The sequence below is a fragment of the Rathayibacter sp. VKM Ac-2879 genome, from assembly GCF_015351245.1.
In the GTDB taxonomy this organism is placed as follows: Bacteria; Actinomycetota; Actinomycetes; order Actinomycetales; family Microbacteriaceae; genus Rathayibacter.
Genome location: NZ_JADKSO010000002.1, coordinates 831,448 through 853,006, shown reverse-complemented (window position 1 = coordinate 853,006; position 21,559 = coordinate 831,448). Strand labels below are relative to the sequence as shown.

The window sequence follows — 21,559 nt, the reverse complement described above, 5'->3', positions numbered from 1 at the left end:
CGTCCGGCGGGGCGCCACGACGGGGGAGGAGGGCGCCGGTACACTCGGTGCAGGCCGCGCGGGAGCGCACGCCGACAGGGAAGCGAGGGCGACGCAGGTGACACGCACGACGGACGACAAGGCCGAGCTCACCGGTCTCGAAGCCCCGACTCTCGGCCCGACAGGTCGCCCCCTGCGCGACTTCCCCCTCCCCGTCGAGCTCACCGGCCACGGGCCGGCGCGGATCATCTCGCTCTGCAACCAGAAGGGCGGCGTCGGCAAGACGACGACCACCATCAACCTCGGTGCGACGCTCGCCGAGTACGGTCGCCGCGTGCTGGCGATCGACTTCGACCCGCAGGGTGCCCTCTCGGCCGGCCTCGGCGTCGCCACCTACGATGCGGTCACGATCTACGACCTCCTGCTGGGGACCGTCACGGATCCGGCCGAGGCGATCCGCTCGACCAAGGTCCCCGGGCTCGACGTGATCCCGGCGAACATCGACCTGTCGGCGGCGGAGGTGCACCTCGTCAACGAGGTCGCGCGCGAGCAGATCCTCGCCCGCGTGCTGCGCAAGGTGAGCGCCGACTACGACGTGATCCTCATCGACTGCCAGCCGTCGCTCGGCCTGCTCACCGTCAACGCGCTCACCGCGAGCCACGGCGTCCTCATCCCCCTCGAGTGCGAGTTCTTCGCCCTGCGGGGAGTCGCGCTGCTCATCGAGACGATCGACAAGGTGCGCGACCGACTCAATCCCGTGATCGAGCTCGACGGGATCCTGCCGACGATGTACGACTCCCGCACCCTGCACTCGCGTGAGGTGCTCGACCGTGTGGTGGACGCCTTCGGCGACAGCGTGCTCGAGACGGTCATCGGACGCACGGTGAAGTTCCCGGACGCGAGCGTCTCGGGAGTCCCGATCACCCAGTTCGCGCCCGAGCACAACGCCGCGAAGGCGTACCGCAAGCTCGCCAGGGAGCTGATCTCGCGTGGCGCGGTCGCCTGAGGCCGTGCTCACCGCCGAGGCGCCGGCCCCGGGTTTCCGCGTCGCCCTCTCGAACTTCGAGGGCCCTTTCGACCTGCTGCTGAGCCTCATTGCGAAGCAGGAGGTGGACATCACCGAGATCGCGCTGAGCGCCGTGACCGACGAGTTCCTCTCGTACCTGCACGGGATAAACACGGCCGAGGGGCTCGATCGCGCATCGGAGTTCGTGGTCGTCGCGGCGACTCTCCTCGATCTGAAGATCGCGGGGTTGCTGCCCCAGGGTGAGCTCGTGGACGCCGAGGACGCCGCGCTGTTGGAGGCACGCGACCTGCTGTTCGCACGGCTGCTGCAGTACCGCGCGTTCAAGCAGGTGGCGGGCTGGTTCGGCGAGCGGATCGAGACCGAGACGGCGAGGCACGTCCGTCAGGTGCCGCTCGAAGAAGAATTCCGCGCGTCGACGCCGGAGCTGATCTGGACGATCTCGGCCGCCGACTTCGCCGCGCTGGCCACCGTGGCGCTCGCTCCGCGCGAACTGCCGACCGTGGGACTCGATCATCTGCACGCGCCGCTCGTCAGCATCCGCGAGCAGGCCTCTCTCATCGTGAGCATGCTGCGCTCGCGCGAGACGGCCACGTTCCGCGAGCTGATCGCGAATGTCGACGAGAGGGGTGTGATCGTGGCGCGTTTCGTCGCCGTGCTCGAGCTCTACCGTCACGGGGCGCTCTCGTTCGAGCAGCCGGAGCCGCTCGGAGAGCTGACCCTGCGCTGGGTCGCCGAGGGCTGGAGCGACGAGAGCCTCGCCTCCCTGGGAGTCGACTATGACTCCTGACGCCCCCGCTGACGCCCCCGTCGCGATCGAGATCGACCGCGCGATCGAGGCGATCCTCATGGTGGCCGACGAACCGCAATCGCTCGTCTCCCTCGCGACCGCGCTCTCGCAGCCGATCCCCGTGGTGCGCCAGGCGATCGAGCGGCTGGTCGCCGACTTCGACGGAGCCGACGGAGGCGTCCGTCGTGGCTTCGAGCTGCGCGAGGTCGGCGGCGGGTGGCGCGTCTACGTGCGTCACGAGTACGACGCGGTCGTGTCCGACTTCGTCCTCACCCAGAATCCGACGAAGCTCTCGCAGGCGGCGCTCGAGACCCTCGCGGTCATCGCTTACAAGCAGCCCGTCTCGCGCGGCCAGGTCGCGCAGATCCGCGCCGTCAACGTCGACTCCGTCGCGCGCACCCTCCTTGGCCGAGGCCTGATCGCGGAGGTCGGCCACGACCCCGAGACGGGCGCGGTCCTCTATGGCACGACGGAGCAACTGCTCGTGCATCTCGGCCTCACCTCGCTCGATGAGCTGCCGAAGATCTCCCCACTTTTGAGCGACGGACGGGACGGATTCGATGAGCGCGCCTGACAGCGGCCCCGAGGGCGAACGACTACAGAAGGTCCTCGCGGCCGCGGGGGTCGCCTCCCGCCGCGTGGTCGAGGAGATGATCGTCGCGCGGAGGATCCGAGTGAACGGCGAGGTCGCCGACGAGCTCGGGCGCCGTATCGACCCCGCGAAAGACCAGATCGAGGTCGACGGCGTCGCGGTGCAGCTCGACACCTCCCGCCGCTACGTGATGCTGAACAAGCCGGTGGGAGTGGTCAGCTCTCTCGCCGATGAGAACGGTCGCGCCGATCTCAGCACCTACACCCAGAACTTCGAGGAGCGGCTGTTCAACGTCGGCCGCCTCGACGCCGAGACCTCGGGACTCCTCGTGCTCACGAACGACGGTGAGCTCGCGCATGTCCTCGCGCATCCCTCGTTCGGCGTCACGAAGACCTACATCGCGAAGGTCCAGGGGCAGGTGCTCCCGCAGACGATCGCGCAGCTCACGGCGGGCATCGAGCTCGACGACGGGCCCGTCTCGGCCGACAAGGCGAGGCTGCTGGGCCGGCCGGAGGGGCGGGCGAACGCCTCCCTCGTCGAGATCACGCTGCACTCGGGGCGCAATCGCATCGTGCGGCGGATGCTCGCGGCCGTCGGGCACCCCGTGCTCGAGCTCGTGCGACGCCAATTCGGGCCGTTGCACCTGGGCACCCTGCGCGCAGGGGACCTGAGGGATCTCACGCGCGAGGAGCTCGGCGCGCTGCTGACCATCTCGCGACAGGGCGGCGAGGCGGTCGCCGCAGCGCCTCCCCTGCCGAGCAAGAAGGCCAGCGCGGGAGCGCGTCGGCCGAGGCCGAACCCGGGAGGCGGCGCGGGCTCCGCCACGCGAGCAAGCTCCGAGGGCCGCGACCACCGTGATCCCGCCCCCCGGCGATCGGGAGTCGACAAGCGGCGTCGCCCCGATCGCTAGGCTGTCCGGGTGAACGAACTGCTACGCCCTGCTTCGCCCGCGATGCGGACGACCGGCACGGTGCGGGTGGTCGGTTCGGGTCTGCTCGGCGCCTCCATCGGCCTCGGCCTCGCCTCGCGCGGAGTCGACGTCGTGCTCGACGACGCCTCGCCGGCCAGCCTCTCGCTCGCGATCGACTACGGTGCGGGCCGCGCCGCCTCCGCCGACGACCGGCCCGTGCTGATCGTGGTGTGCGTGCCCCCCGACGTCGTGTCGTCGGTGGTGGCGCGGGAGCTCGCCGAGTACCCGGCGGCGGTCGTCACCGATGTCGCGAGTGTCAAAATGCAGCCCCTCCGAGAGCTGCGCGGTCGGAGGATCGACCTCTCGCGCTACGTCGGCTCACACCCGATGGCCGGGCGGGAGCGTGGGGGAGCAGTCGCAGCGCGCGGCGACCTCTTCGTCGGGCGCCCCTGGGTGATCTGCCGCGACGGCGAGACCTCGCCCGAGGTCCTCGCGCGCGTCGAAGCCCTCGCGCTCGACCTCGGCGGAGCGATCGTCGAGATGGACCCCGAGGAGCATGATCTCTCGGTCGGACTCGTCTCGCACGTGCCGCAGGTGATCTCGTCGCTGCTCGGGCAGCGCCTGCTCGACGCGCCGGACGCGGCGTTGCGCCTCGCCGGGCAGGGAGTGCGAGACGTCTCCCGGCTCGCCTCGTCCGACTCCGAACTGTGGCTGCAGATCCTCTCGGCCAACCGCGAACACGTCGTCGCCGTCCTCGACGCCTTCCGCGACGACGTCGCCGCCGTCTCGGACGCGCTGCGGTCGCTCGATGCTCCCGGCTCCCGGCGCCTCCTCGCCGGGCACCTCGCGGCCGGAAACGCGGGAGTCGCGCGCCTGCCCGGCAAGCACGGTCAGGACCAGCGCTTCTCGACCCTGATCGTGCTCGTCGACGACTCCCCGGGCACGCTCGCGCGCCTCCTCGTCGAGATCGGTGAGGCCGGGGTCAACCTCGAGGACGTCCGCCTCGAGCACGCGGAGGGACGCCGTGTCGGCCTCGCCGAGATCTCGGTCGTGCCCGAAGCCGTTGTTCCCCTGACAGAAGAACTGACCGCACGCGGCTGGAGGATCGCCGGATGAGCACCGAGCAGAACAGGCAGGAGGGGGGCCTGAATCGGATGACCCCCGCTCGCCGCGCCCAACAGAGCATCCCCGAGGACGGCGGCACGGCTCCCGAGCGCGCCGCGAAGGTGGACGCCGAGCGAGAGGACTTCGGCGAGGTGCTCGTCGTCGCGATCGACGGCCCCGCCGGCAGCGGCAAGTCGAGCGTCTCGCGTGAGGCGGCCCGCCGACTCGACTTCGAGTTCCTCGACACGGGAGCCGCCTATCGCGCGCTCGCTTGGCACGGGCTCGACCGCGGCCTCGACTTCTCGGACGAGAACGCGATCGTCGACGCCCTCGACGGCTTCGACTACTCGATCGGAACCGACCCCGAGTCGTACTCGGTGTGGGTCGGCCCGACCGAGGTGACCACCGCGATCCGGGAGCCGCGCGTCACCGCCCAGGTGTCCGCGGTGGCGAAGGTGCCCGAGGTGCGACGGAAGGTGACGCTTCTGTTCCGCCGGATCATCGGCGCGACCCGGCGCGAAGGGATCATCGTCGAAGGGCGCGACATCACGACGGTCGTGGCGCCGTCGGCCCCCGTCCGCATCCTCCTCACGGCGAGCGAAGAGGCTAGGATGGCCAGGCGTTCGCGCGAGGTCAGCACGGAATCCGCCGAGGCGACGGGTCAGGCATTGCGGTCGAGGGATCGCGCCGACTCGCAGGTCGTCGACTTCATGAACGCCGCAGACGGAGTCACTCTTCTCGACTCCACTCATCTCGACTTCGAGCAGACCGTCGATGCGGTCGTCGCCGAGGTCCGAACTTCGAGAGCAAGGGCCGATCATGGCACAGGACACGCACGTCGGTGACGACGAGCTGAACTTCCCGGACGACGACCTCGTCGAGCGCCTCGGCGACCTCGACGAGCAGCTCGCCGCCTCCCGCGCCCAGGCGCTGCGCAGCGGGCTCGCCGACTACGAGCTCGATGACGAGGACCTCGGCCTCCTCGAGTTCGAGGGCGAGGACTCGGACGAGGTCCGCTATCTGCCGGCGCTGCCCGTCGTGGCGATCGTCGGCCGCCCTAACGTCGGCAAGTCGGCGCTCGTCAACCGCATCCTCGGCCGCCGTGAGGCCGTCGTCGAGGACACGCCCGGTGTCACGCGCGACCGCGTCTCCTACAAGGCCGAGTGGATCGACCGCCAGTTCACGATCGTCGACACGGGCGGCTGGGAGCCGGATGCCCGCGGGATCGACGCCTCCGTCGCCGCGCAGGCCGAGATCGCGATCGACCTGGCAGACGCCGTGATCTTCGTGGTCGACGCCAACGTCGGCGCGACCGCAACTGACGAGCACGTCGTGAGACTGCTTCGCAAGACCAAGAAGCCCGTGTTCCTCGCGGCCAACAAGGTCGACGACGCGCGGCAGGAGCCGAACGCCGCCTCCCTCTGGTCGCTCGGCCTGGGCGAGCCGCGCCCGGTCTCGGCCGTGCACGGTCGCGGAGTGGCCGACCTGCTCGACGCCGTGCTCGAGAAGCTGCCGCTCGAATCCGCCGTCGCCAAGCGTGAGATCGGCGGCCCGCGTCGCGTCGCGATCCTCGGCCGCCCCAACGTGGGCAAGTCGAGCCTGCTCAACAAGGCCGCGGGGGAGGAGCGGGTCGTCGTCAACGAACTCGCCGGCACCACGCGCGACCCGGTCGACGAGCAGGTCGAGATCGCAGGCAAGGTGTGGCGTTTCGTCGACACGGCCGGTATCCGCCGCCGCGTGCACCTGCAGCAGGGCGCCGACTTCTATGCGTCGCTGCGCACGACGACCGCGCTCGAGAAGGCCGAGGTCGCTGTCGTCGTCCTCGACGTGTCGCAGCCGATCTCGGAGCAGGACGTGCGCATCATCGACCTCGTGTTGGAGTCGGGCCGCGCACTCGTGCTCGCCTTCAACAAGTGGGACCTCCTCGACGACGAGCGCCGCCGCTACCTCGAGCGCGAGATCGAGACCGATCTCGCCCACGTCGCGTGGGCTCCCCGCGTCAACATCTCGGCACGCACCGGCCGCCACCTCGAGAAGCTCGTGCCCGCTCTCGAGCTCGCTCTGGAATCGTGGGACACGCGTATCCCGACCGGCAAGTTCAACGCGTTCCTCGCCGAGCTCACCGCCGCGCACCCGCATCCCCTGCGTGGAGGCAAGCAGCCGCGCGTGCTCTTCGGCACCCAGGCCTCGTCGCGGCCGCCGACCTTCGTGCTCTTCACGACCGGGTTCCTCGACCCGGGCTACCGTCGCTACATCGCGCGGCGTCTCCGCGAGATCTACGGCTTCCAGGGTTCGCCGGTAAACGTGAACATGCGCGTGCGCGAGAAGCGGGCGCGTTAGGAGTGCCCCTCGGGGTCACCTCTCGGTAGGCGCAAGGGTCGATCCGTCGCCGTCGGCCCGTCGCGCTCGGGCCGTTCGTGACGGGTCGATCGTTGCGCGCGTCAGGCGTCGGCCGCGAAGGGCCACCAGGCGGGGAGGAGGCGGCGGTACGCGGCGAGGTAGCTCTCGGGTGTGCGCGGCTCGGGGAGGCGCAGCCATGCCTCCATGAGCCCGGTCGAGCCCGCGGCGAGGAATGACGCCGTACCCGCGGCGAGGAACGACTCGGGGGCGTCGATCGCGGGAAGGTCGAGCGATGCGGTCGCGAGAGTGGCGATCACGGCCGCGCGGAAGTGTCCCGCCAGCATCGCGCGGAGCCCCGAGTCGCCTCCCGGTGCGTCGAAGGCGCGGAGGTAGAGCTCGCGGTGGCCGTCGAGGTGCTCGAGGATGCGGGCGGTGCCTCCGCGGATGGCCTCGGCGGTCTTGGCGTTGTTGCGCAGCACCTCGAGGTAGTCATCGCGGATGACGTCGAGTTCGGTGCGCAGCGCGGCGACCAGCAGCTCGGCGGCCGACGCCGCATGCGCGTAGAAAGTGGACCGATTGACGCCCGCCAGGCTTGTGATCTCGGAGACGGTGAGGGTCGAGACCTCGCGTGTAGTGGCGAGAGCGATGATGGCCCTGTGCAGCGCCTGCTGGGATCTCTTCTGCCGAGCGTCCACTCGTCGGGCCTCCGTTGTCGTGCGTCGCCCCCCGCCGGTCCGCTCGGGCCCGCCGCCTCGGAGATTGTACGGGCGTCGCCTGAGCCTCGTTTTCACTTCCGGACCCCGGATCGGCTAGGGTAGTCGAGTTGCCCGGGCCTCGGCCCGGACTGCCACGGGCTGTGGCGCAGCTTGGTAGCGCACTTGACTGGGGGTCAGGTGAGTTGAAGCGGCAACATGGCTCGAAAACTAAACAACGGGATGTGGCGCAGCTTGGTAGCGCACTTGACTGGGGGTCAAGGGGTCGCAGGTTCAAATCCTGTCATCCCGACAAAAAGCCCTGGTGAGAGGCAACTTTCACCAGGGCTTTGTCGTTTCTGGATGTGGTCACTGGCTGGTCCACTTGCTCGATCTGCTCGAGCCTTCTGCTGACGAAGTGGACCAATCTTTTCGAGCTCGTCGCCCGTGAGGTGCACCAATAGGTGCCCATGAGGTGGACCAGAATCCGGGCAGGCCGATGCTCCGGCCCCTTCTGGAAGGGTCGGAGCGGCTGTTCCGCGGTGGTCATAGGCGGGGTCCGTCGCGGCGGGCTGGGTCCCTTCTGGTGGGTGCTGCGGAGAGGAACTGGTTGGCCTGCCTGGCGGCTTCGGCGAGGTGCCGGTGGTCAGGGTGCAGGTAGCCCTTGGTGGTCTCGATCGACTGGTGCCCGAGGATCTCTTGGAGCACATGGAGGGCGATGCCGGCGTCTGCCATCCAGGTTGCTCCGGTGTGACGGAGCCCGTGACGGGTGAGGTTGTCGAAGCCGAGCTTTGCCACGAGGTCGTCCCAGTGGGTTGCATCGCGGACCGTCGCTGTAGTGAGGACGCCGCCGCGCGGCCCCCGCAGGAGCGGATCGTCAGGCTCATTCTCAGCGGTGAGACGTTCGAGAACGGGTGCGAGCGCGTCGAGCATCGGGACCGGGCGGTCTCGGCGACCCTTGGTCTGTTTGATGACGAGACCGCCTCTTCCGGGGTAGTGCTGGCGTCTGATCCAGACGATGTGGTTGCCCCAGTCCACGTCACCCGCCCGCAGTCCTGCGACTTCGGAGCCGCGGGCTGCCAGTAGGGCGGCCAACATGACGTGATCGGAGTAGGACTGGTGCACTTCCCCACATGCGGCCGCGAGCCTCTGCAACGTCGGGAGGTCAGGGAGCGCGTACTGGCGGAGCGCTCCGGTGGTCTGGGTGACGTGTTTGCCGAGGTTCCGGCGGGCGCGGTGCTTGGCCGGGTTGATCGAGATGATGTCGTCGCGGACGGCTTCGTCCAGGACCCGGACGAGTGGGGCGATGGAGTTCTTGATCGTCGAGGCGGAGTGCTCGGTCTCCCAAGCGTCGATGGTGCGGTCGATCATTCCGGCGGTAATCTTCGCGACCCGGATGTGCCCGAGTGCCGGCAGGACGCGAAGTCGGAGCCCGGTGTCGTACAGCTCGGCGGTTGAGGTGGGGTCGAGGCCGCGCTGCCACCTCTCGCCGATCGAGGCCGCGTAGTCGGCCAGCGTCACGGTGGTGTCGTTGCCGGTTTCGGTTGCCGCCCGCATTTGGTCGAAGAACTCCTCAACCTCCTCCGCAGTTCTTACATGGCTGACACGGCCGACTCGTTTATGAGTTGAGGGGTCGGTCCAGCGCACACGGGCCCGGTATCCGTCGACGCGGCGCTCGACGTCGGTGGTGAGTTTCACTCCAACCGGCGGCATACGGCGGTTGCGTGGATCAGCCATGAGGCTGCTCGTTCGCTTTGACCCATGCGCGCACCGATGACGGGTTGTAGCGGGAGATGCCGCCGATCTGGAGGAACGGTGGCCCAACTTTCTCCCTGCGCCAACGCGAGAGCGTGGCTTGGGAGACATTCAGGAACTCGGCGACGTCCCTGGCGCACCACAGCGTTTCGACGTTGCCGCTGCCGTCGTCAATCCTCGGTTGGATGTTCATCGTCGAGACTCGCGTAGAACTCATCCTCAGCCGCCTGCCGTCTGGCGACGTCGGCGGTCACGAACGCTTCGAAGTCTGCCGAGCGGTCTGTGAGCACGACATCATCGATCGCGGGTCCAGGTTCCTCACCAGGCCAGGTGGTCTGCCGAGTTGGGCGATCACGATCCAGGCGGGTCCCAGAAGCGGCAACCCAGTCGCGAAGCCGTTGCCGCGTGTCAGCAAAGTCGCGATGCCACCCGAGAGGTGCGGAGCCGTTCTGGTCGGGGTCGTAAGCGCAGAGCCAGTGCAGGTGCAGTGCAGATAGTTCCCACAGCAGTTCAGGGTGTCGGTACCAGAACGGTGGGATCACCGACGCTGGAAGGCCGTACGTGCGACGGAGCCAGTGCACCCAATGGTCGAGTTCGATCCATTCGGCGCCGGCTTCGTCGGCGGTGAGCAGGTTCCAGTTCACCGGATGGGGCGGCTCGGCGATCAGGCCGGTGTCTGCCAGCGGGTGCTCGTCGTAGTCGTCCTCATTGAGTTGGCGCGGCTCTGGTTCGTCGAGTTCTGGAGCCTCGTGGATGTCCTCCATGGCTGGGTTCCTCACAGCCCGATCGCGGGCGCGTTGTCCGGGGATGTTCGTCGCGTGTTTGCGTGTTCAGGTGCGGACCGGTCGACGGGCTCTCGGGTAGGAGCGACTTGTTCGACGGTGGTCGGGGCACGTCGTGTGCGGTCGACTTCGTAGGTGGTGCGGGCGAGGTCGTGACCGATCTTCTTGGCGACGAACTCTTCAACGTCGGTGCTCTGCCCGTCGCGCTCGCTCGTGTAGGGGTGGATGTAGCCCTCTGCGACGAAGCTGTCGCCCTTGGCGAATCGTTCATGGGCTCGCTCGGCGGTGGCGCGGAACGCGACGAGGTCGTGGAACGTCGGCTCCAGTCGGGTGAATGTCCCGTCGCCTTCCCGACGGAAGTGTTCCTGCCCGATCCGCGCGTAGAACCTCGCCTCACCTTTGGACGTGTAGTTGAGCTGCGGGTCGGACGCGATGAAACCGGAGATGGACTGCTGAGTGCGGATAGCCATCGGGCTCTCCTCCTGGCGTTCGTGGCGACCACCGGTGCGGGGTCGCTCGTATGAGGCAGGTGCACTGCAACGCCCACGGTCGCTCTCGTCAGGAGCCGGCTGGGCGTCGTAGCCGCGCCTCGATCCCTGCCCGCTCCTCCTTGAGCTGGGTGCTATCAGGGCGCGAGGTCCATGCCCGTAAGTCGGTGATGATTGGTGGTGCGGACCGGAGCAGGGTGACGCCGGTGCCGAACGGCATGGTGCGTATGCGGTCCGGCGGGAGGATCGGCACGCGGCGGATGGAGCGCTGGTTCGAGCGGCTGCCGTGGTCGCCGAGGGTCACGCTGTCGGTGTATTCGTCGCGTTCGCCGATGAGCGTGGAGAGGTCTTGGAGGTCACGGGAGTTGGAGGCGCCGCCAAGGATGATCTTCACGATGGACGCGTCCCAGATCGCACCGGCGGCGTTGTCCGACCACTTGTCCCGAGCCTGGGCCAGTGACTGAAGGACAGGCATAGTGGTGATGCCGGTGCCGCCGCCCTCCGCCATCAGTGTGGGCAGAGACGGTAACGGGGCGAGGTTGCCGATCTCATCGAGTGCGAGCAGCAGGGGCGGGTCGAGGCGCGCGCCGGGTGACCGCGCCGCGATGCGGCGAGCGGTCTCGATGAGGTCTTCAACGAGCGCTGCCACGAGTGCGGCGGATGCGCCGGCTCCGGCGCCGGTGGCGAGGAGGTAGAGGGTGCCGCGCTCTCCGATGAACGTCTCGGGGTCGAAGCCTTCGCCGGGCCCGGGTGAGACGGCGTCGAGGACGCGGGGGTCAGCGAGGGCACCGAGAGCGAGGGCGACGCCCTGCCAGATCGAATCGCGGGTCTTGGGGTCGGAGTCGATCATCGCCCCGAGCGAGTCCGCCCATCCAGTCGCCGCTTGAGCGCTGTTCGTGAGGATCGCGACGGCTTCGGCGGCAGCCGTGGTATCGAGGGTCCACCGAAACAGCTCTGATGGTGGCCGCAGGTCGAGGGCAGCGGCGTGGAGGAGCGCTTGGAGGGCGGTGCGGGTTTTGCCTTCCCAGAATCCGCCAGATTCGACGCCGCCGGACGAGAGTCCAGTGGCGGCGGCGAGGCCGGTGGCGCGGATCATCGCGGTCAGCGGGTCTTCGCAGCCACGGATAGGTGACCAACGCATGCCTGCCGGGATGCCTTCGGCGAGGTGCTGGGGGTCGAACACGGCCACCGGGCGTCCGTCACGTTGCCGCGCGCGGAGAGTGGCGGTGAGGTTGTCTGGGCGGGTACTGGTGGTCACGACAGCGCCGGGCGCATCGAGGATGGCGTTGATGACGATGTGGAGGCCTTTGCCGGAGCGGGGTGGTCCGATGAGCAGGATTGAGTCCTCGACGCTGGCCCAGACATCTCGCCCCTTGGAGCTGCCGATCCGGTAGCCCACATCAGCCGGGGCCGGTCTGTCGAGGGAGGGGCGGAGCGTAGATGCCCGGCGGAGAAGCGCCTTGCCTGAGGCGGTCTGGGTGACGTCGTGGGCGGTGGCGGTGCCGATCAGACGCCCCGGGTCGGCGCCGACCTTTCGGGCGTGCCGTCGAAACCGGACCCACACCCAGGTCCCTGCGGCGGCCAGGCTCGCGAACAGGGCCGCGGTGGTGCCCCAGTACACGATCGGGCTGAGGCCTTGGGCACCCAGCGCAGTGGCAGGGTCACCCGGGGTGGCGAGCACCGCCAATCCGGAGGCTGGCCCCGATGTGGGTTGTGGTGTGCCGGAGAGGAACGCGGCCACGCTTCCGGCGGCACGCAGAATGAGCGCGACGCCGAAGATTCCGACCAGTCCGATGAGTGCGGCGTTGGTCAGCTCGTCGCCGACCGAGCCACCCTGGCGTTGCTGGGGTGGGTTCATGGCAGGCGCCGAACGTGGACGGTGCCGGAGATTCGCCCGAGGAGCACGACCTCGCCGGTCCTGTCTCGTAGCAGGGAGAACAGGTGAGTCTTGTCGAGGAGGGTGCGGGCATGGCCGGCTCCGGTGGCATCGGTGTGGGAAACGATGACGGCGACGGCGATGTCCTCGCCCGGCACGAACCCGTCCGCTGTCACCTCGATCAGTTCGGGCGTTCGCGTCCTCGTGGCGTGCTTGCCTTCCTGTTTCCCCGGCTCGGCTGCTGCTGGGTCGGGCGTGATGCGCCGGCGGGCGCGGATGATGTCGGTGAACACGCTCCCGTCGGTCTCGCGGACTTCGATGCGTACTGCGGTCGCCCGGTCCTCGGTGATGGCATCGAGCAGTGCTCCGAACGCGCTCCGCGTCCACGCCTGCCCGTCGGTCGGTGGCGGGAATGCGGTTCCGTCGACAGCGACGTCTAGTTTGCCGTCGTCAGTGACGGTGACGACCGTGTGCGGAAGCACGACGGGGGTCTGCTCGGGTTCCTGCCAGGTCGAACGGCGGAGGGGCTTGCGGTGCATCACTTCACCCCTTGCATGAGCCTGGAGCTGGTGTCGAACAACTCCAGCTCGGCGGGATGCAGTTGGTGTTGGGTCACGAAGGCCCGGTCCTTGATCCGCCACAGTCCTTGCCCGACACCTAACGAGGGGAGAAGCTTCTGCTCGGTGCCAGTGAGTCCGAGAGCCTGTGCCGTGGGGCCGAGCTGGTCGGATTCCTGCCGGTAGACGATCCTGGTCTCGGCGTTGGCTAGCAGCGAGTTCGCCAAGGACCGCATCGCGGAGCCGGCATCGCCGACGTTGTCGAGGTCGCTCAGCTTGTGGAAGATCAGCATGTTCGCGATTCCGTAGTGCCGAGCCAGCCGCCAGTGCGCGTCCATCCTGCGCAACAGTGCCGGATGGGACATCAGCCGCCACGCCTCGTCGTAGATGACCCAGCGTTGCCCGCCGTTGGGGTCCAGCAAAGCGGATTCCATCCACGCCGAAGAGCACGTCATCAGTACGGAGATCAGGGTGCTGTTCTCGGTGACGCGTGACAGGTCCAGGCTGATCATCGGCAGGGACGGGTCGAACGTCACCGTGGACGGGCCATCGAACAAGCCGGCGAGGTCACCGGCGACCAGGCGGCGGAGGGCATGGCCGACGAGCCGTCCGTCATCCGCCAACCGATCGTCGGCATCGGCAGTAGGGCGGAGGACGCGGTCAACGACCATCGGCAGGATCGGCACGGTGTTCTCCTGCACCGTCTGCGTGAGTGCCAGATCGATCGCGGTGTGCTCCAACGGCGTCAACCCGCGAGCCAGGACCGTCTCAGCCAGTGACCCAATCAGGTCGCGGCGGCGGGACGCAACGGTGATCGCCCACTGCTCATTGGACAGACCGGAGGGGCGGTGGCCCTCGTCGAGCGGGTTCAGGCGGGTGTTGAGTCCGTGGCCCAGGACGATCGCCCGCCCACCGACGGCCTTCGCGACTGCGGTGTGCTCGCCCTTCGGATCGCCCGGAACGTACACGCGGCGGCCGAACGGAATGCTTCGCGTGTAGAGAGACTTCGCGAGGCTGGACTTGCCAGAGCCGACGATTCCCGCGAGCACCACGTTCGGTGCAGTGATGATACCTCGGGCGTAGAGCACCCAAGGGTCGTACACAAAGGACCCTCCCGAGTAGAGGTCTTGACCGACGAACACCCCGTCGGCGCCGAGCCCACCTTCCGCGACGAATGGATACGCCCCCGCCAACGTCGCGGAGGTGTCCTGATGCCGAGGCAGACGGAACCTACCGGGGGAGCGCAGCGCTGCCGGGCCGGGCTCACCCGCCGCAGGCAGGTAGGCGGTGGCTCGTCGTTCGGCGCGTTCGGCCTCCGCTTTCGTCTTCGCTTCGGCCTTCTCGGCGCGGCGCTGTTCAGCCTGGAGGTGGGCGGCGGCCTGCCGGCGCTGCTTACGGAGCCGGCGGCGCTCGGAGGCTGGCGCGACCAGCACGGAGGTGTGCAACTGCTCGCGATCATTCACAGCGACAGCCCCCGCCCCACAGAGGCGGTCCCGCCGGCAGGACCAGCGAACCAGTCCCTATCCGCCGCTGCCGACGTCCGCATCGCCTCGCGACCGGGCGCGGCACCCGATCCAGCCAGAGGCGGATCAAGCGGAACCGGGTGCGCGCGCAGCAGGCCGACGTGCCCCATCGCTCCGTTCGACGTGAGGATGTAGTCGCCATCGGCAACCACACGGTCCAGCGGCCCCGCCGGGGGCTCGTCGTAGACGTACCCGTTCTCCATCGCGGCTGAGGTGGTCTCGTCGCCGTAGTCGAATCTCTTCAAGTGTTCGATCGCCGCGACCGTGCCGTCCCGATCGATCAGGTCGAGCACCTCATCGGCGTCCTCGCCTTGGAGGAACACGACAGAGACCCACCGCCGCGCGGCGGGCTCGCTTAGCGGCGCTTGTCCGAGGGCAGGTTCGGGGCGCCAGGCGATCTTTCCCGAGTGACCGAACGCTACATCGAGCCGATCGTGCACCTGATCCAGCAGAGTGCCCGCCTGGTGCAGCTCATCCGCAGCGGTCAGGGCACTATCCGCTCCGACAGCGTGATTGCCGGAGTCGTCGTGGGCGCGTTCGCGGTGGGTCAGATGAGCGTCCGCGAGCTGATCGAGGACCTGTCGCAGCGACCGCACTCCGGAGATCACATCACCGAAAACGACGTACGTGTCGGCGGGGTTGTCGAAGGTCCGGCTGGCGTGGGCGAGGCCGCGCAGCGCTTCTGATGCATCGGCGGCATCGGCGAGTGGATCGTTGAATGTCGGCATTGCGAGTCTCCTTGGCACGTGGCGTGTCAAGCAGGTGCGCGGTGATGAGCCAAGGGTGTCCGTGGTCGGGCGTAGCGTGGCTACGAGTGGACGCAATGGAGCGAGGGGTAGTCAGATGAGCGCGAGTCAGTACCGGGGCCAGCTTGAACGGAAACGCAAGCAGCGGATCGAGGCTGAGAAGAAGGCCGGTGAGTATCGGACGAAGGAGTCCAAGAAACGTGCCGAGGCTGCCAAGGCCCGACAGGCCGCTTCGAAGACCAAGAGCGAGACGACTGCGAAGAGCAAGCTCCGCGAAGCTGATCGCAAGGACCAGGAAGCCGAGACAGCCGGCAAAGAAGCCAGCCGGTTGCAGTCGAAGGCTGCCGGGTACTCGAAAGAGGAGTCAGCATTGCTGACCAAGCTGACACGAGCCGAGCAGTCTGAGGCAGATGCCGCGGAGCGCAGCCGTAAACGCGAACAGCAGCAGGCGGACCGGCGGACTGCTGCTGATCGGGCATCACTAGAATCACGGATCAGTGGAACCGAATCATCCGTCGACCAGGTTCTCCGCCATCTTCCTACCCCCAAGCCGGAAAGACTTCGGGTCCTGATTCTCGGGGCATCTTCGGAAGGAGACCTCCGAGTGGGAAGGGAACAGAAGCGCATCCGGGCGGCCGTCGAATCCGCTTTGCATCGCGATCAGATCGAACTCGACGTCCGTCCGGCGGCGACCACCCATGACCTCCTCGACGGAATTACCAAGTTCCGCCCCCACGTCGTGCACTTCTCAGGCCATAGCAACGAGGACCTCATCGTGTTCGAGGATGAGCAGGACGCACCGCACACGGGCGTGATCGTCACGGCCCGCGCGTTTGCCAACGCCATCCGCGCCACGGATGATCCGCCGCTACTGGTGCTGTTGAACTCCTGCAAGTCCGCAGCCCAGATCGATGATCTGGTGGACCAGGTCGTGCCGTTCGCGATCGGCATGGCCGACAGCATCGACGATGCCGACGCGATCAACTACGCAGCCCAGTTCTACGCCGCTATTGCCAACGGGCAGTCGGTCAACTCCGCCCACCTGGCCGGACAGGTCCGTCTCGAACTCGACGGACTGGACAGTGCCGATCTGCCCACGCTGGCGTGGGCTCCCGATGTCGACCCGACAACAACCATCCTCGTCAGGCCCACCGACCCCGCCTAAATCTCAGACAGTCCGGCACAGAGGCAACGCGGCGGCCGTGAAGGCGGCCGCCTGCTGACCAACGAGGGGCCTGGTCTCGCAGGAGGCTTGGATCGCTGCCTGTTCAATAGCCGCTACCGCGGCTTCCAGCTCGTCGACGGTGGGGGCGGAGACGCTGATGAGACCGGTGTAGCGCAGTACTCCGTGGCCTGCGGTGAGGTCGGCTTCCTGCTGGAGAACGTCTTGGTATTCGGCAGTGAGGGCGGCGTCCTCGATCTGGCCAATCTTCGCCCTCTGAGCAGCGTCGCTGATGTGCTCGACCTTCTTCTTGCGGATGTCCCGGGCGGCTTGGTCCGAGCGCATCGGAGTGCAAATCAGCGAGAAGCTGCGTTGGATGCCGGTGGACAGCAGTACCGGCGACAGGAATCCGGGATAGACCATCGAGCGGGGCCACTCACTGATCCACAGTGTCGTGTGGTGGGCGGAGTCGGTGCGCAAGCGTGTCCAGGACTCGTTGACTGCGACGGGGCCGGCGGCGGCGAGGTTCTGTCCCAGCTCGCCGTGACGTTCGAGGGTGGCGGCGATCGCCGGGTCGTAGGCGCTGCGGAGGATGACGGCGATTTGTCCGGGGGTGAGCCATCTGGAGGGTGTGAGGTCGGCGGAGCGCAGAGCTGCAACGAGGGTGGACATCTCCTGGCGGAGTACGGCTGCGCCGCCGCGGATGCCGCCGCCGGCGGTCCTGATTTGCCGGGCGGCGGCTTTCATATCCAGCGAGAGAGACAGGGTGGTGGCGTGTCGTTCTCCGGCGGGCCCGGCGCGGTCAATGAGTTCGGCGTAGGTGGTCGCCGCCCAGGAGTCGTCGGAGATCCCGTGGGAGGCCCACCATTCGGCCAGCCCGGTGCCGGAGTCCGGCAGGGTGCGCTCCAACACTTGGAGAGTGGCGATCCGGCCGGATCGGCACACGGTGGCCAGCACGCGGCCCCAGGAGGTGACGCGACGCTCCTGCTCGCCCGGATCGAGGAGCACGAACGCGGGATGGCTGATCTCGCACACAACAGTAAGGGTCTGCTGGTGGGGGTCGTGGATCATCCCAGCGTTCGTGTCGGGGTCGGTGTATTCGCGGAGTCGCGCCGTGTCGCCGGGCAGCGCGAGGGTGCCGACGGGGCGTGGGGTGACGACCCGCCTGCGGTAGAGCAGTTGCCCGCCGGTGGAACGCCAGAGCCACCAGGACGCGATGGGTAGCCATTCGATAGCGGGGCGTCCGGCGATGGGTGTCCAGGTCAGGGCGGCGGCAATGACACAGACGGGCGCGGTGTAGGCGAGCAGGATGCCGCCGCCGGCGTATAGCGCGCCGACGATGCTCAGGATGCCGGTGGCCAAGGTGATGAGCTGGGCCAGAGACAGGCCCAGCAGCACTCCCCGGCGGGTGAGGCGGGAGAACTTCACTGGCACCAGTTCCGAAGACATGGCGCGCTCGTTCTTCGACGTCATGGTTCTCATTCCTTCTCGGTCGACTTCGGAGCCGGAGGTGGGGTCTGTCTCGGTGCGGACGGTGTCTTAGGCGCCGGGGTGGATGGCGGGGGTGTCTGTGACGGTGGGGGTGTGCTGCCGGCCTGGGAGGCCGAGTCAGCGGCGGTCTCGCCGTGCCCGCCGAGCGCGGCGCCGGCTTTGGGCCCAGCGGTAGCAGCATCTTTGGCAACCTTCGCTGCGATTACTGCCGCTGCGGCCGGGCCTGCTGCCGCAGCCCCTGCCCCTGCGGAGCTGCCGCCCGCGGCGGCGGCCTTCCCGCCTCCGGCTCCGGCTACGCCACCAGGGCCCTGGGGTGCCGTGTTCGTCGGCGGCGGCGGGGTCTTCCCGCTCCCACCGCCTCCGGAGTTGTTGCCGCCGTCGAGAACCTTCTTCGGCTCGCCGCCCTGCGGCTTCGATGGTGTGGGGATGGGCCGGTTGAGGGCGTTCTTCGCGTCCTGCTCGGACCCGATCGCGTGGTACATGTCGAAGCCCACAAAGGACAGGAACTTGTACGTCAGGTAGGGAGCGAACGCGGCCATCGCCATCAGCACGATCCCGGCGATCGGATCGGCGACGGAGGACAGATCCCCGTCGATCGGCGCGGAGACTTGGGTGATGGCGACGAGGAACATCACGACCAGGACGAGCTTGGAGACGATCAGGGCGATGACGAACATCGCCCACTTGCTGATCCACCCCTTGGTGGCGTCCCATGACGCACCGGAAAACGCCAGCGGCGCGAGAACGATCGCGACCAGCAGGAGGGCCTTCCGGACCAGCAAGCTCAACCACACGATGGCGGCGGCAGCGATAGCGAGGCCAGCGAGGAAGATCGTGATGATCGCCCCGACCCCGGGGGCGGCGATGTTGATCCCGACTAGTCCAGCAGCCAGCAGCGTGATCTTGTCGCCCATCGACTCGGTGGTCTCGCCGGCAGCTTGGACGATGCCGATGCACAGCTGATCGACGATCTCCAAGAGCAACGCGGTCAGGGTGATGACGACGAACGATCCGAGGACGGATTTTGCTAGGCCCAGAGCCGCCCGAGACAGGGCGGTCGGGTCACGGCGGATGAGGCCGGTGATCAGCTGGAGGCAGAAGAAGATCAGCATCACGAACACGGCGATGCCGAACAAGATGTTGTAGACCGCCACATACTCCGGCCGGGTTACATCGACCAGGGTGGTGGTGTCGAACACGGTCCAGACGGCCTCGAACAGCCAGCCCGCGGCCGCGCCCATCGCGGAGGCGAGCCAGTCGAATGGTGCCGCCACGAGGGACGCGGCGGCTTCGCCGGCTGTGTCGCAGACGGACGAGATGATGGGGACATCGCACACACCCACCGCAATCACTCCTCACACATCGGGGTCGAATTCGGTCGGGTGTGGGTCAGACCTGCTGGCCGACGTTCCAGAAGAAGTTGATCAGCGTCACCGACGCTCCGCAGATCACTGCCGCACCGCAGGAGACGAGGACGCCGACCTTTCCCCGTCCGGCGAGATGCGGGTTGGATGAGTTCGCGCCGAAGCCCCACACGATCGCCGAGATGATCAGCGCCAGGACGGACAGGATCAGTCCGACGGTCATCACGGCGCCGACGATGGTGCGGAGCTGTGCGATACCGGGCAGGCCGTCGCTGTTGGGGTCGATGTTGATGTCCATGGGCATGAGCACGGGCAGGGCCGTGATGAGATCGAACACGGTGGGCCTCCTGACGAACGTTCTCCGCCCGTAGGGCGGAGAACATGGATGGGTTCGTCGGGCAGGTGCGCACCCCCACCCGTGACGCCGCAAACACGACAGGTTCGCGACACGGGCGGCAGGGCGTCGTCAGAGCTGCTGACCGAGGGTGATGAGCCAGTTCATCCACGCGACCCCGCCCCCGGCCAGGACTGTGGTCCCGAGGGCGGTCCACGCGCCTATGCGTGCCTTGGTCGCGGCGGTGTGGTTGCCGTTGGCGGTAGCGATGGCCCAGATGATGGCGGAGACGATCAGCATCAACACGGCGGTGATGAGCACGAACGTCAGGAGCGCGCCGATTACTTCGCGCAGGTCACCGATGCCGCTCAGGCCCTCGAAGTCGGGGAACACGTCCATGGTCGTCAGCTTCCGGCCCGGACGGTGACGTGGAGGTGGTCGATGTGCCGGGTGGTGACATCGGTGCCGTGGGTGTAGTCACGCCATCCTTCGGCGTCTCGGGCCAGGGACCAGATCTTGTCCTGCCAGATCAGGTACTCGACGCCGAGGCTTTCGGCGTGCTCCTCCATCCAGTTGGTGACCTGCCATCCGGCCTCGAGCTGCGGGGGAGTGGGTGGGGTGCCGATGGCGTTTCCGAACGTGAGATCGCACGCCCGCCCCAGAGGGTGTTCGGAAACAGTGCCCGGACGTGGCGAGTAGCAGGACCACGAGGTCTCCGGGAACGCGGCGGTGGCCTGGGTGTGGAGGTTCAGGAGGCGGGCGGTGATTTGCCCGCCGCTGGTGGGGTCGTCGACCATGCGGTCTGGGTCGCCGTCGACCGGGCTCGGGCCGCCGCCGGGCGTTCCGGGGTCGGGGTCGCAGCCGGCGGGTGCGCCGGTGGCGGGCTCGGGCAGGTCGGCGGCGTTGTGGGCGTTGAGCCAGGCGGCCGGGTCGGTGTGCTGGCCGTTGGTGCCGCCGTTGCGGACCTCGAAGTGTAGGTGTGGGCCTGTCGAGTTGCCAGCGGAGCCAACGTCGCCGATGTGCTGTCCGGCGGTCACGGTGTCGCCGGCGGTGACGCGGATGCCGGTCTCCCACATGTGCGCATACGCCGTCGCGACGACTGCTCCGTCGATGTGGTGTTCGATGACGACGAGTCCGCCGTAGCCGCCGGAGAACGCGGCGACGGTCACGGTTCCGTCTGCCGTGGCGAGGATGGGGGTGCCGTCGGGGGCGGCGAAGTCAGCCCCGGTGTGGAACGAGTTCTCCCCGGTGATCGGGTGGACCCTGGGTCCGTAGTCCGAGGAGGGAACCCAGGTGCCCTCCGGCAGCGGGAACACCACCCGCGACGACTCCGCCGCGATCATCTCTATTGGCGTTACTGTGCCGCCAGTGGAAGGGCCCGCAGTGGTCGCGGTGGTGAGGGTGGTCAGGATGGTCTCGGCGACAGGCTCGTAGTTGCGGTACCGATCGGGGTAAGCAGATACCTCGACGGCCTGGGCGGCTTCGCCCTTGTCCATCGACTGCCAGCCGGGGATGTCCAGCAGCCCTCGGGGACTGGGGTAGTTCGGGCCGTCTGGTCCTCCGAAGAACGCCCGCGCCTGGTAGACGGGGTCCATGAGGTCGGCGACCGTGCCCCACCCGGACTGAGGTCGCATCTGAAACAGACCCAGCGAGTCGTGGTCGGAGCCGTTGCCGTCGTTGGGGTAGTTCCCGGACTCGGGGTAGGTGCCCGTGTTGGCGAGCATGCGCAGGGTGGGATTCAGTGAGCGCGGCCATCAGCGCGATCTGCAGCCCGTCGCGGGTAACCCCGTCGATGCGCGCGCCGGTCTCGATGATCGTCGCGGCGTGGGAGAGCTGGCGGTTGTTGAGAGTGAAGGTCTCACCGTTCGCGGTGGTCACGGTCAACGACTCGGGGACCTCGCCGATCGTGACGCCGTTCCCGGCGAGGGTGCAGGCGGCGGTGGAGGCAGGGTTCATCAGCACCCCGACCCCGACCAACGCGAACGACGGGCCGAGCAGAACCAGGGCGAGAGCGGCGATGGCGAGCTTCTTCACGACAGTGGCCTCCTGT

General features: G+C 68.1%; 20 protein-coding genes, 1 tRNA gene and 2 pseudogenes. 9 read left to right on the top strand and 14 right to left on the bottom strand.

What is annotated here, in order from left to right; translation table 11 throughout:
- Positions 1 to 97 precede the first annotated feature (97 nt).
- From ITJ45_RS08940 to der, 7 genes and pseudogenes are all read left to right on the top strand, one after another.
- The gene (locus ITJ45_RS08940; RefSeq protein WP_194607766.1) at positions 98 to 985 is read left to right on the top strand and encodes a ParA family protein; all 888 of its coding nucleotides are present in this window, start codon (positions 98 to 100) and stop codon (positions 983 to 985) included.
- Positions 969 to 1,793: a segregation and condensation protein A gene (locus tag ITJ45_RS08935; protein ID WP_194607767.1), complete on the top strand. Its 825-nt coding sequence runs from the start codon at positions 969 to 971 to the stop codon at positions 1,791 to 1,793. Before ITJ45_RS08940 ends, ITJ45_RS08935 begins: the two co-directional genes overlap by 17 nt.
- A complete protein-coding gene (scpB, locus tag ITJ45_RS08930) occupies positions 1,783 to 2,367 on the top strand; it encodes an SMC-Scp complex subunit ScpB (protein WP_194607768.1) in 585 nt (194 codons plus the stop codon). Before ITJ45_RS08935 ends, scpB begins: the two co-directional genes overlap by 11 nt.
- A pseudogene (locus ITJ45_RS08925) lies at positions 2,354 to 3,133 on the top strand (pseudouridine synthase); the annotation flags it as partial. The gene scpB and the pseudogene ITJ45_RS08925, both read left to right, overlap by 14 nt.
- 204 nt (positions 3,134 to 3,337) lie before the next feature.
- Positions 3,338 to 4,411: a prephenate dehydrogenase gene (locus ITJ45_RS08920; protein WP_194608997.1), complete on the top strand. Its 1,074-nt coding sequence runs from the start codon at positions 3,338 to 3,340 to the stop codon at positions 4,409 to 4,411.
- Positions 4,408 to 5,244, top strand: a complete 837-nt coding sequence (gene cmk, locus ITJ45_RS08915) for a (d)CMP kinase (RefSeq protein ID WP_228493595.1) — start codon at positions 4,408 to 4,410, stop codon at positions 5,242 to 5,244. Before ITJ45_RS08920 ends, cmk begins: the two co-directional genes overlap by 4 nt.
- Positions 5,219 to 6,739, top strand: a complete 1,521-nt coding sequence (gene der, locus ITJ45_RS08910; protein WP_194607770.1) for a ribosome biogenesis GTPase Der — start codon at positions 5,219 to 5,221, stop codon at positions 6,737 to 6,739. Before cmk ends, der begins: the two co-directional genes overlap by 26 nt.
- Before the next feature lie 101 nt (positions 6,740 to 6,840).
- On the opposite strand, the gene ITJ45_RS08905 is transcribed toward der, so the two are convergent.
- On the bottom strand, positions 6,841 to 7,434 hold the full coding sequence (locus tag ITJ45_RS08905; protein ID WP_194607771.1) for a TetR/AcrR family transcriptional regulator: 594 nt from the start codon (positions 7,432 to 7,434) through the stop codon (positions 6,841 to 6,843).
- A gap of 236 nt (positions 7,435 to 7,670) precedes the next feature.
- Between ITJ45_RS08905 and ITJ45_RS08900 the strand changes: the two genes are divergently transcribed.
- Positions 7,671 to 7,744: transfer RNA gene (locus ITJ45_RS08900), tRNA-Pro, on the top strand.
- A gap of 233 nt (positions 7,745 to 7,977) precedes the next feature.
- Here ITJ45_RS08900 and ITJ45_RS08895 read toward each other — a convergent pair.
- The 8 genes from ITJ45_RS08895 to ITJ45_RS08860 form a co-directional block, all read right to left on the bottom strand.
- Positions 7,978 to 9,168, bottom strand: coding sequence for a tyrosine-type recombinase/integrase (locus ITJ45_RS08895; RefSeq protein WP_194607772.1), 1,191 nt, complete (start codon positions 9,166 to 9,168; stop codon positions 7,978 to 7,980).
- Positions 9,161 to 9,379 carry a helix-turn-helix domain-containing protein gene (locus ITJ45_RS08890; RefSeq protein ID WP_194607773.1) on the bottom strand — a complete coding sequence of 73 codons (219 nt, stop codon included), beginning with the start codon at positions 9,377 to 9,379 and terminating at the stop codon, positions 9,161 to 9,163. Before ITJ45_RS08890 ends, ITJ45_RS08895 begins: the two co-directional genes overlap by 8 nt.
- The gene (locus tag ITJ45_RS08885) at positions 9,357 to 9,950 is read right to left on the bottom strand and encodes a hypothetical protein (RefSeq protein ID WP_194607774.1); all 594 of its coding nucleotides are present in this window, start codon (positions 9,948 to 9,950) and stop codon (positions 9,357 to 9,359) included. The genes ITJ45_RS08890 and ITJ45_RS08885 overlap by 23 nt, the downstream gene beginning before the upstream one ends.
- An 11-nt stretch (positions 9,951 to 9,961) precedes the next feature.
- The gene (locus tag ITJ45_RS08880) at positions 9,962 to 10,438 is read right to left on the bottom strand and encodes a single-stranded DNA-binding protein (protein ID WP_194607775.1); all 477 of its coding nucleotides are present in this window, start codon (positions 10,436 to 10,438) and stop codon (positions 9,962 to 9,964) included.
- A gap of 88 nt (positions 10,439 to 10,526) precedes the next feature.
- Positions 10,527 to 12,314, bottom strand: a complete 1,788-nt coding sequence (locus ITJ45_RS08875; RefSeq protein ID WP_194607776.1) for a type IV secretory system conjugative DNA transfer family protein — start codon at positions 12,312 to 12,314, stop codon at positions 10,527 to 10,529.
- Positions 12,311 to 12,871 (bottom strand): hypothetical protein, encoded by a 561-nt coding sequence (locus ITJ45_RS08870; protein WP_194607777.1) that lies wholly within the window; start codon positions 12,869 to 12,871, stop codon positions 12,311 to 12,313. The genes ITJ45_RS08875 and ITJ45_RS08870 overlap by 4 nt, the downstream gene beginning before the upstream one ends.
- A complete protein-coding gene (locus tag ITJ45_RS08865; protein ID WP_416365285.1) occupies positions 12,871 to 14,322 on the bottom strand; it encodes an ATP-binding protein in 1,452 nt (483 codons plus the stop codon). The genes ITJ45_RS08870 and ITJ45_RS08865 overlap by 1 nt, the downstream gene beginning before the upstream one ends.
- Positions 14,323 to 14,348: 26 nt before the next feature.
- Positions 14,349 to 15,140, bottom strand: coding sequence for a hypothetical protein (locus tag ITJ45_RS08860; RefSeq protein ID WP_194609001.1), 792 nt, complete (start codon positions 15,138 to 15,140; stop codon positions 14,349 to 14,351).
- Positions 15,141 to 15,255: 115 nt separating this feature from the next.
- Between ITJ45_RS08860 and ITJ45_RS08855 the strand changes: the two genes are divergently transcribed.
- Positions 15,256 to 16,323, top strand: coding sequence for a hypothetical protein (locus ITJ45_RS08855; RefSeq protein WP_194607779.1), 1,068 nt, complete (start codon positions 15,256 to 15,258; stop codon positions 16,321 to 16,323).
- Positions 16,324 to 16,326: 3 nt separating this feature from the next.
- Here the strand turns inward: ITJ45_RS08855 and ITJ45_RS08850 are convergent, their stop codons facing one another.
- The 5 genes and pseudogenes from ITJ45_RS08850 to ITJ45_RS08830 form a co-directional block, all read right to left on the bottom strand.
- Positions 16,327 to 17,793: a PrgI family protein gene (locus tag ITJ45_RS08850; protein WP_194607780.1), complete on the bottom strand. Its 1,467-nt coding sequence runs from the start codon at positions 17,791 to 17,793 to the stop codon at positions 16,327 to 16,329.
- A gap of 5 nt (positions 17,794 to 17,798) precedes the next feature.
- Entirely contained in the window at positions 17,799 to 19,154 is a 1,356-nt protein-coding gene (locus ITJ45_RS08845; RefSeq protein WP_194607781.1) for a conjugal transfer protein TrbL, read from the bottom strand.
- Between the two features lie 46 nt (positions 19,155 to 19,200).
- On the bottom strand, positions 19,201 to 19,512 hold the full coding sequence (locus ITJ45_RS08840; protein ID WP_077685426.1) for a DUF6112 family protein: 312 nt from the start codon (positions 19,510 to 19,512) through the stop codon (positions 19,201 to 19,203).
- Between the two features lie 129 nt (positions 19,513 to 19,641).
- Positions 19,642 to 19,908 (bottom strand): DUF6112 family protein, encoded by a 267-nt coding sequence (locus tag ITJ45_RS08835; protein WP_194607782.1) that lies wholly within the window; start codon positions 19,906 to 19,908, stop codon positions 19,642 to 19,644.
- Between the two features lie 5 nt (positions 19,909 to 19,913).
- Positions 19,914 to 21,543: pseudogene (locus ITJ45_RS08830) on the bottom strand (M23 family metallopeptidase).
- Between the last annotated feature and the right edge of the window lie 16 nt (positions 21,544 to 21,559).

Excerpts from the sequence above, each read along its gene's own strand:
- scpB (WP_194607768.1), top strand. The coding sequence starts at position 1,783 with ATGACTCCTGACGCCCCCGCTGACGCCCCCGTCGCGATCGAGATCGAC.
- ITJ45_RS08920 (WP_194608997.1), top strand. The coding sequence starts at position 3,338 with ATGCGGACGACCGGCACGGTGCGGGTGGTCGGTTCGGGTCTGCTCGGC.
- cmk (WP_228493595.1), top strand. The coding sequence starts at position 4,408 with ATGAGCACCGAGCAGAACAGGCAGGAGGGGGGCCTGAATCGGATGACC.
- der (WP_194607770.1), top strand. The coding sequence starts at position 5,219 with ATGGCACAGGACACGCACGTCGGTGACGACGAGCTGAACTTCCCGGAC.
- ITJ45_RS08895 (WP_194607772.1), bottom strand. The coding sequence starts at position 9,168 with ATGGCTGATCCACGCAACCGCCGTATGCCGCCGGTTGGAGTGAAACTC.
- ITJ45_RS08890 (WP_194607773.1), bottom strand. The coding sequence starts at position 9,379 with ATGAACATCCAACCGAGGATTGACGACGGCAGCGGCAACGTCGAAACG.
- ITJ45_RS08885 (WP_194607774.1), bottom strand. The coding sequence starts at position 9,950 with ATGGAGGACATCCACGAGGCTCCAGAACTCGACGAACCAGAGCCGCGC.
- ITJ45_RS08880 (WP_194607775.1), bottom strand. The coding sequence starts at position 10,438 with ATGGCTATCCGCACTCAGCAGTCCATCTCCGGTTTCATCGCGTCCGAC.
- ITJ45_RS08875 (WP_194607776.1), bottom strand. The coding sequence starts at position 12,314 with ATGAACCCACCCCAGCAACGCCAGGGTGGCTCGGTCGGCGACGAGCTG.
- ITJ45_RS08870 (WP_194607777.1), bottom strand. The coding sequence starts at position 12,871 with ATGCACCGCAAGCCCCTCCGCCGTTCGACCTGGCAGGAACCCGAGCAG.
- ITJ45_RS08860 (WP_194609001.1), bottom strand. The coding sequence starts at position 15,140 with ATGCCGACATTCAACGATCCACTCGCCGATGCCGCCGATGCATCAGAA.
- ITJ45_RS08855 (WP_194607779.1), top strand. The coding sequence starts at position 15,256 with ATGAGCGCGAGTCAGTACCGGGGCCAGCTTGAACGGAAACGCAAGCAG.
- ITJ45_RS08850 (WP_194607780.1), bottom strand. The coding sequence starts at position 17,793 with ATGACGTCGAAGAACGAGCGCGCCATGTCTTCGGAACTGGTGCCAGTG.
- ITJ45_RS08835 (WP_194607782.1), bottom strand. The coding sequence starts at position 19,908 with ATGGACGTGTTCCCCGACTTCGAGGGCCTGAGCGGCATCGGTGACCTG.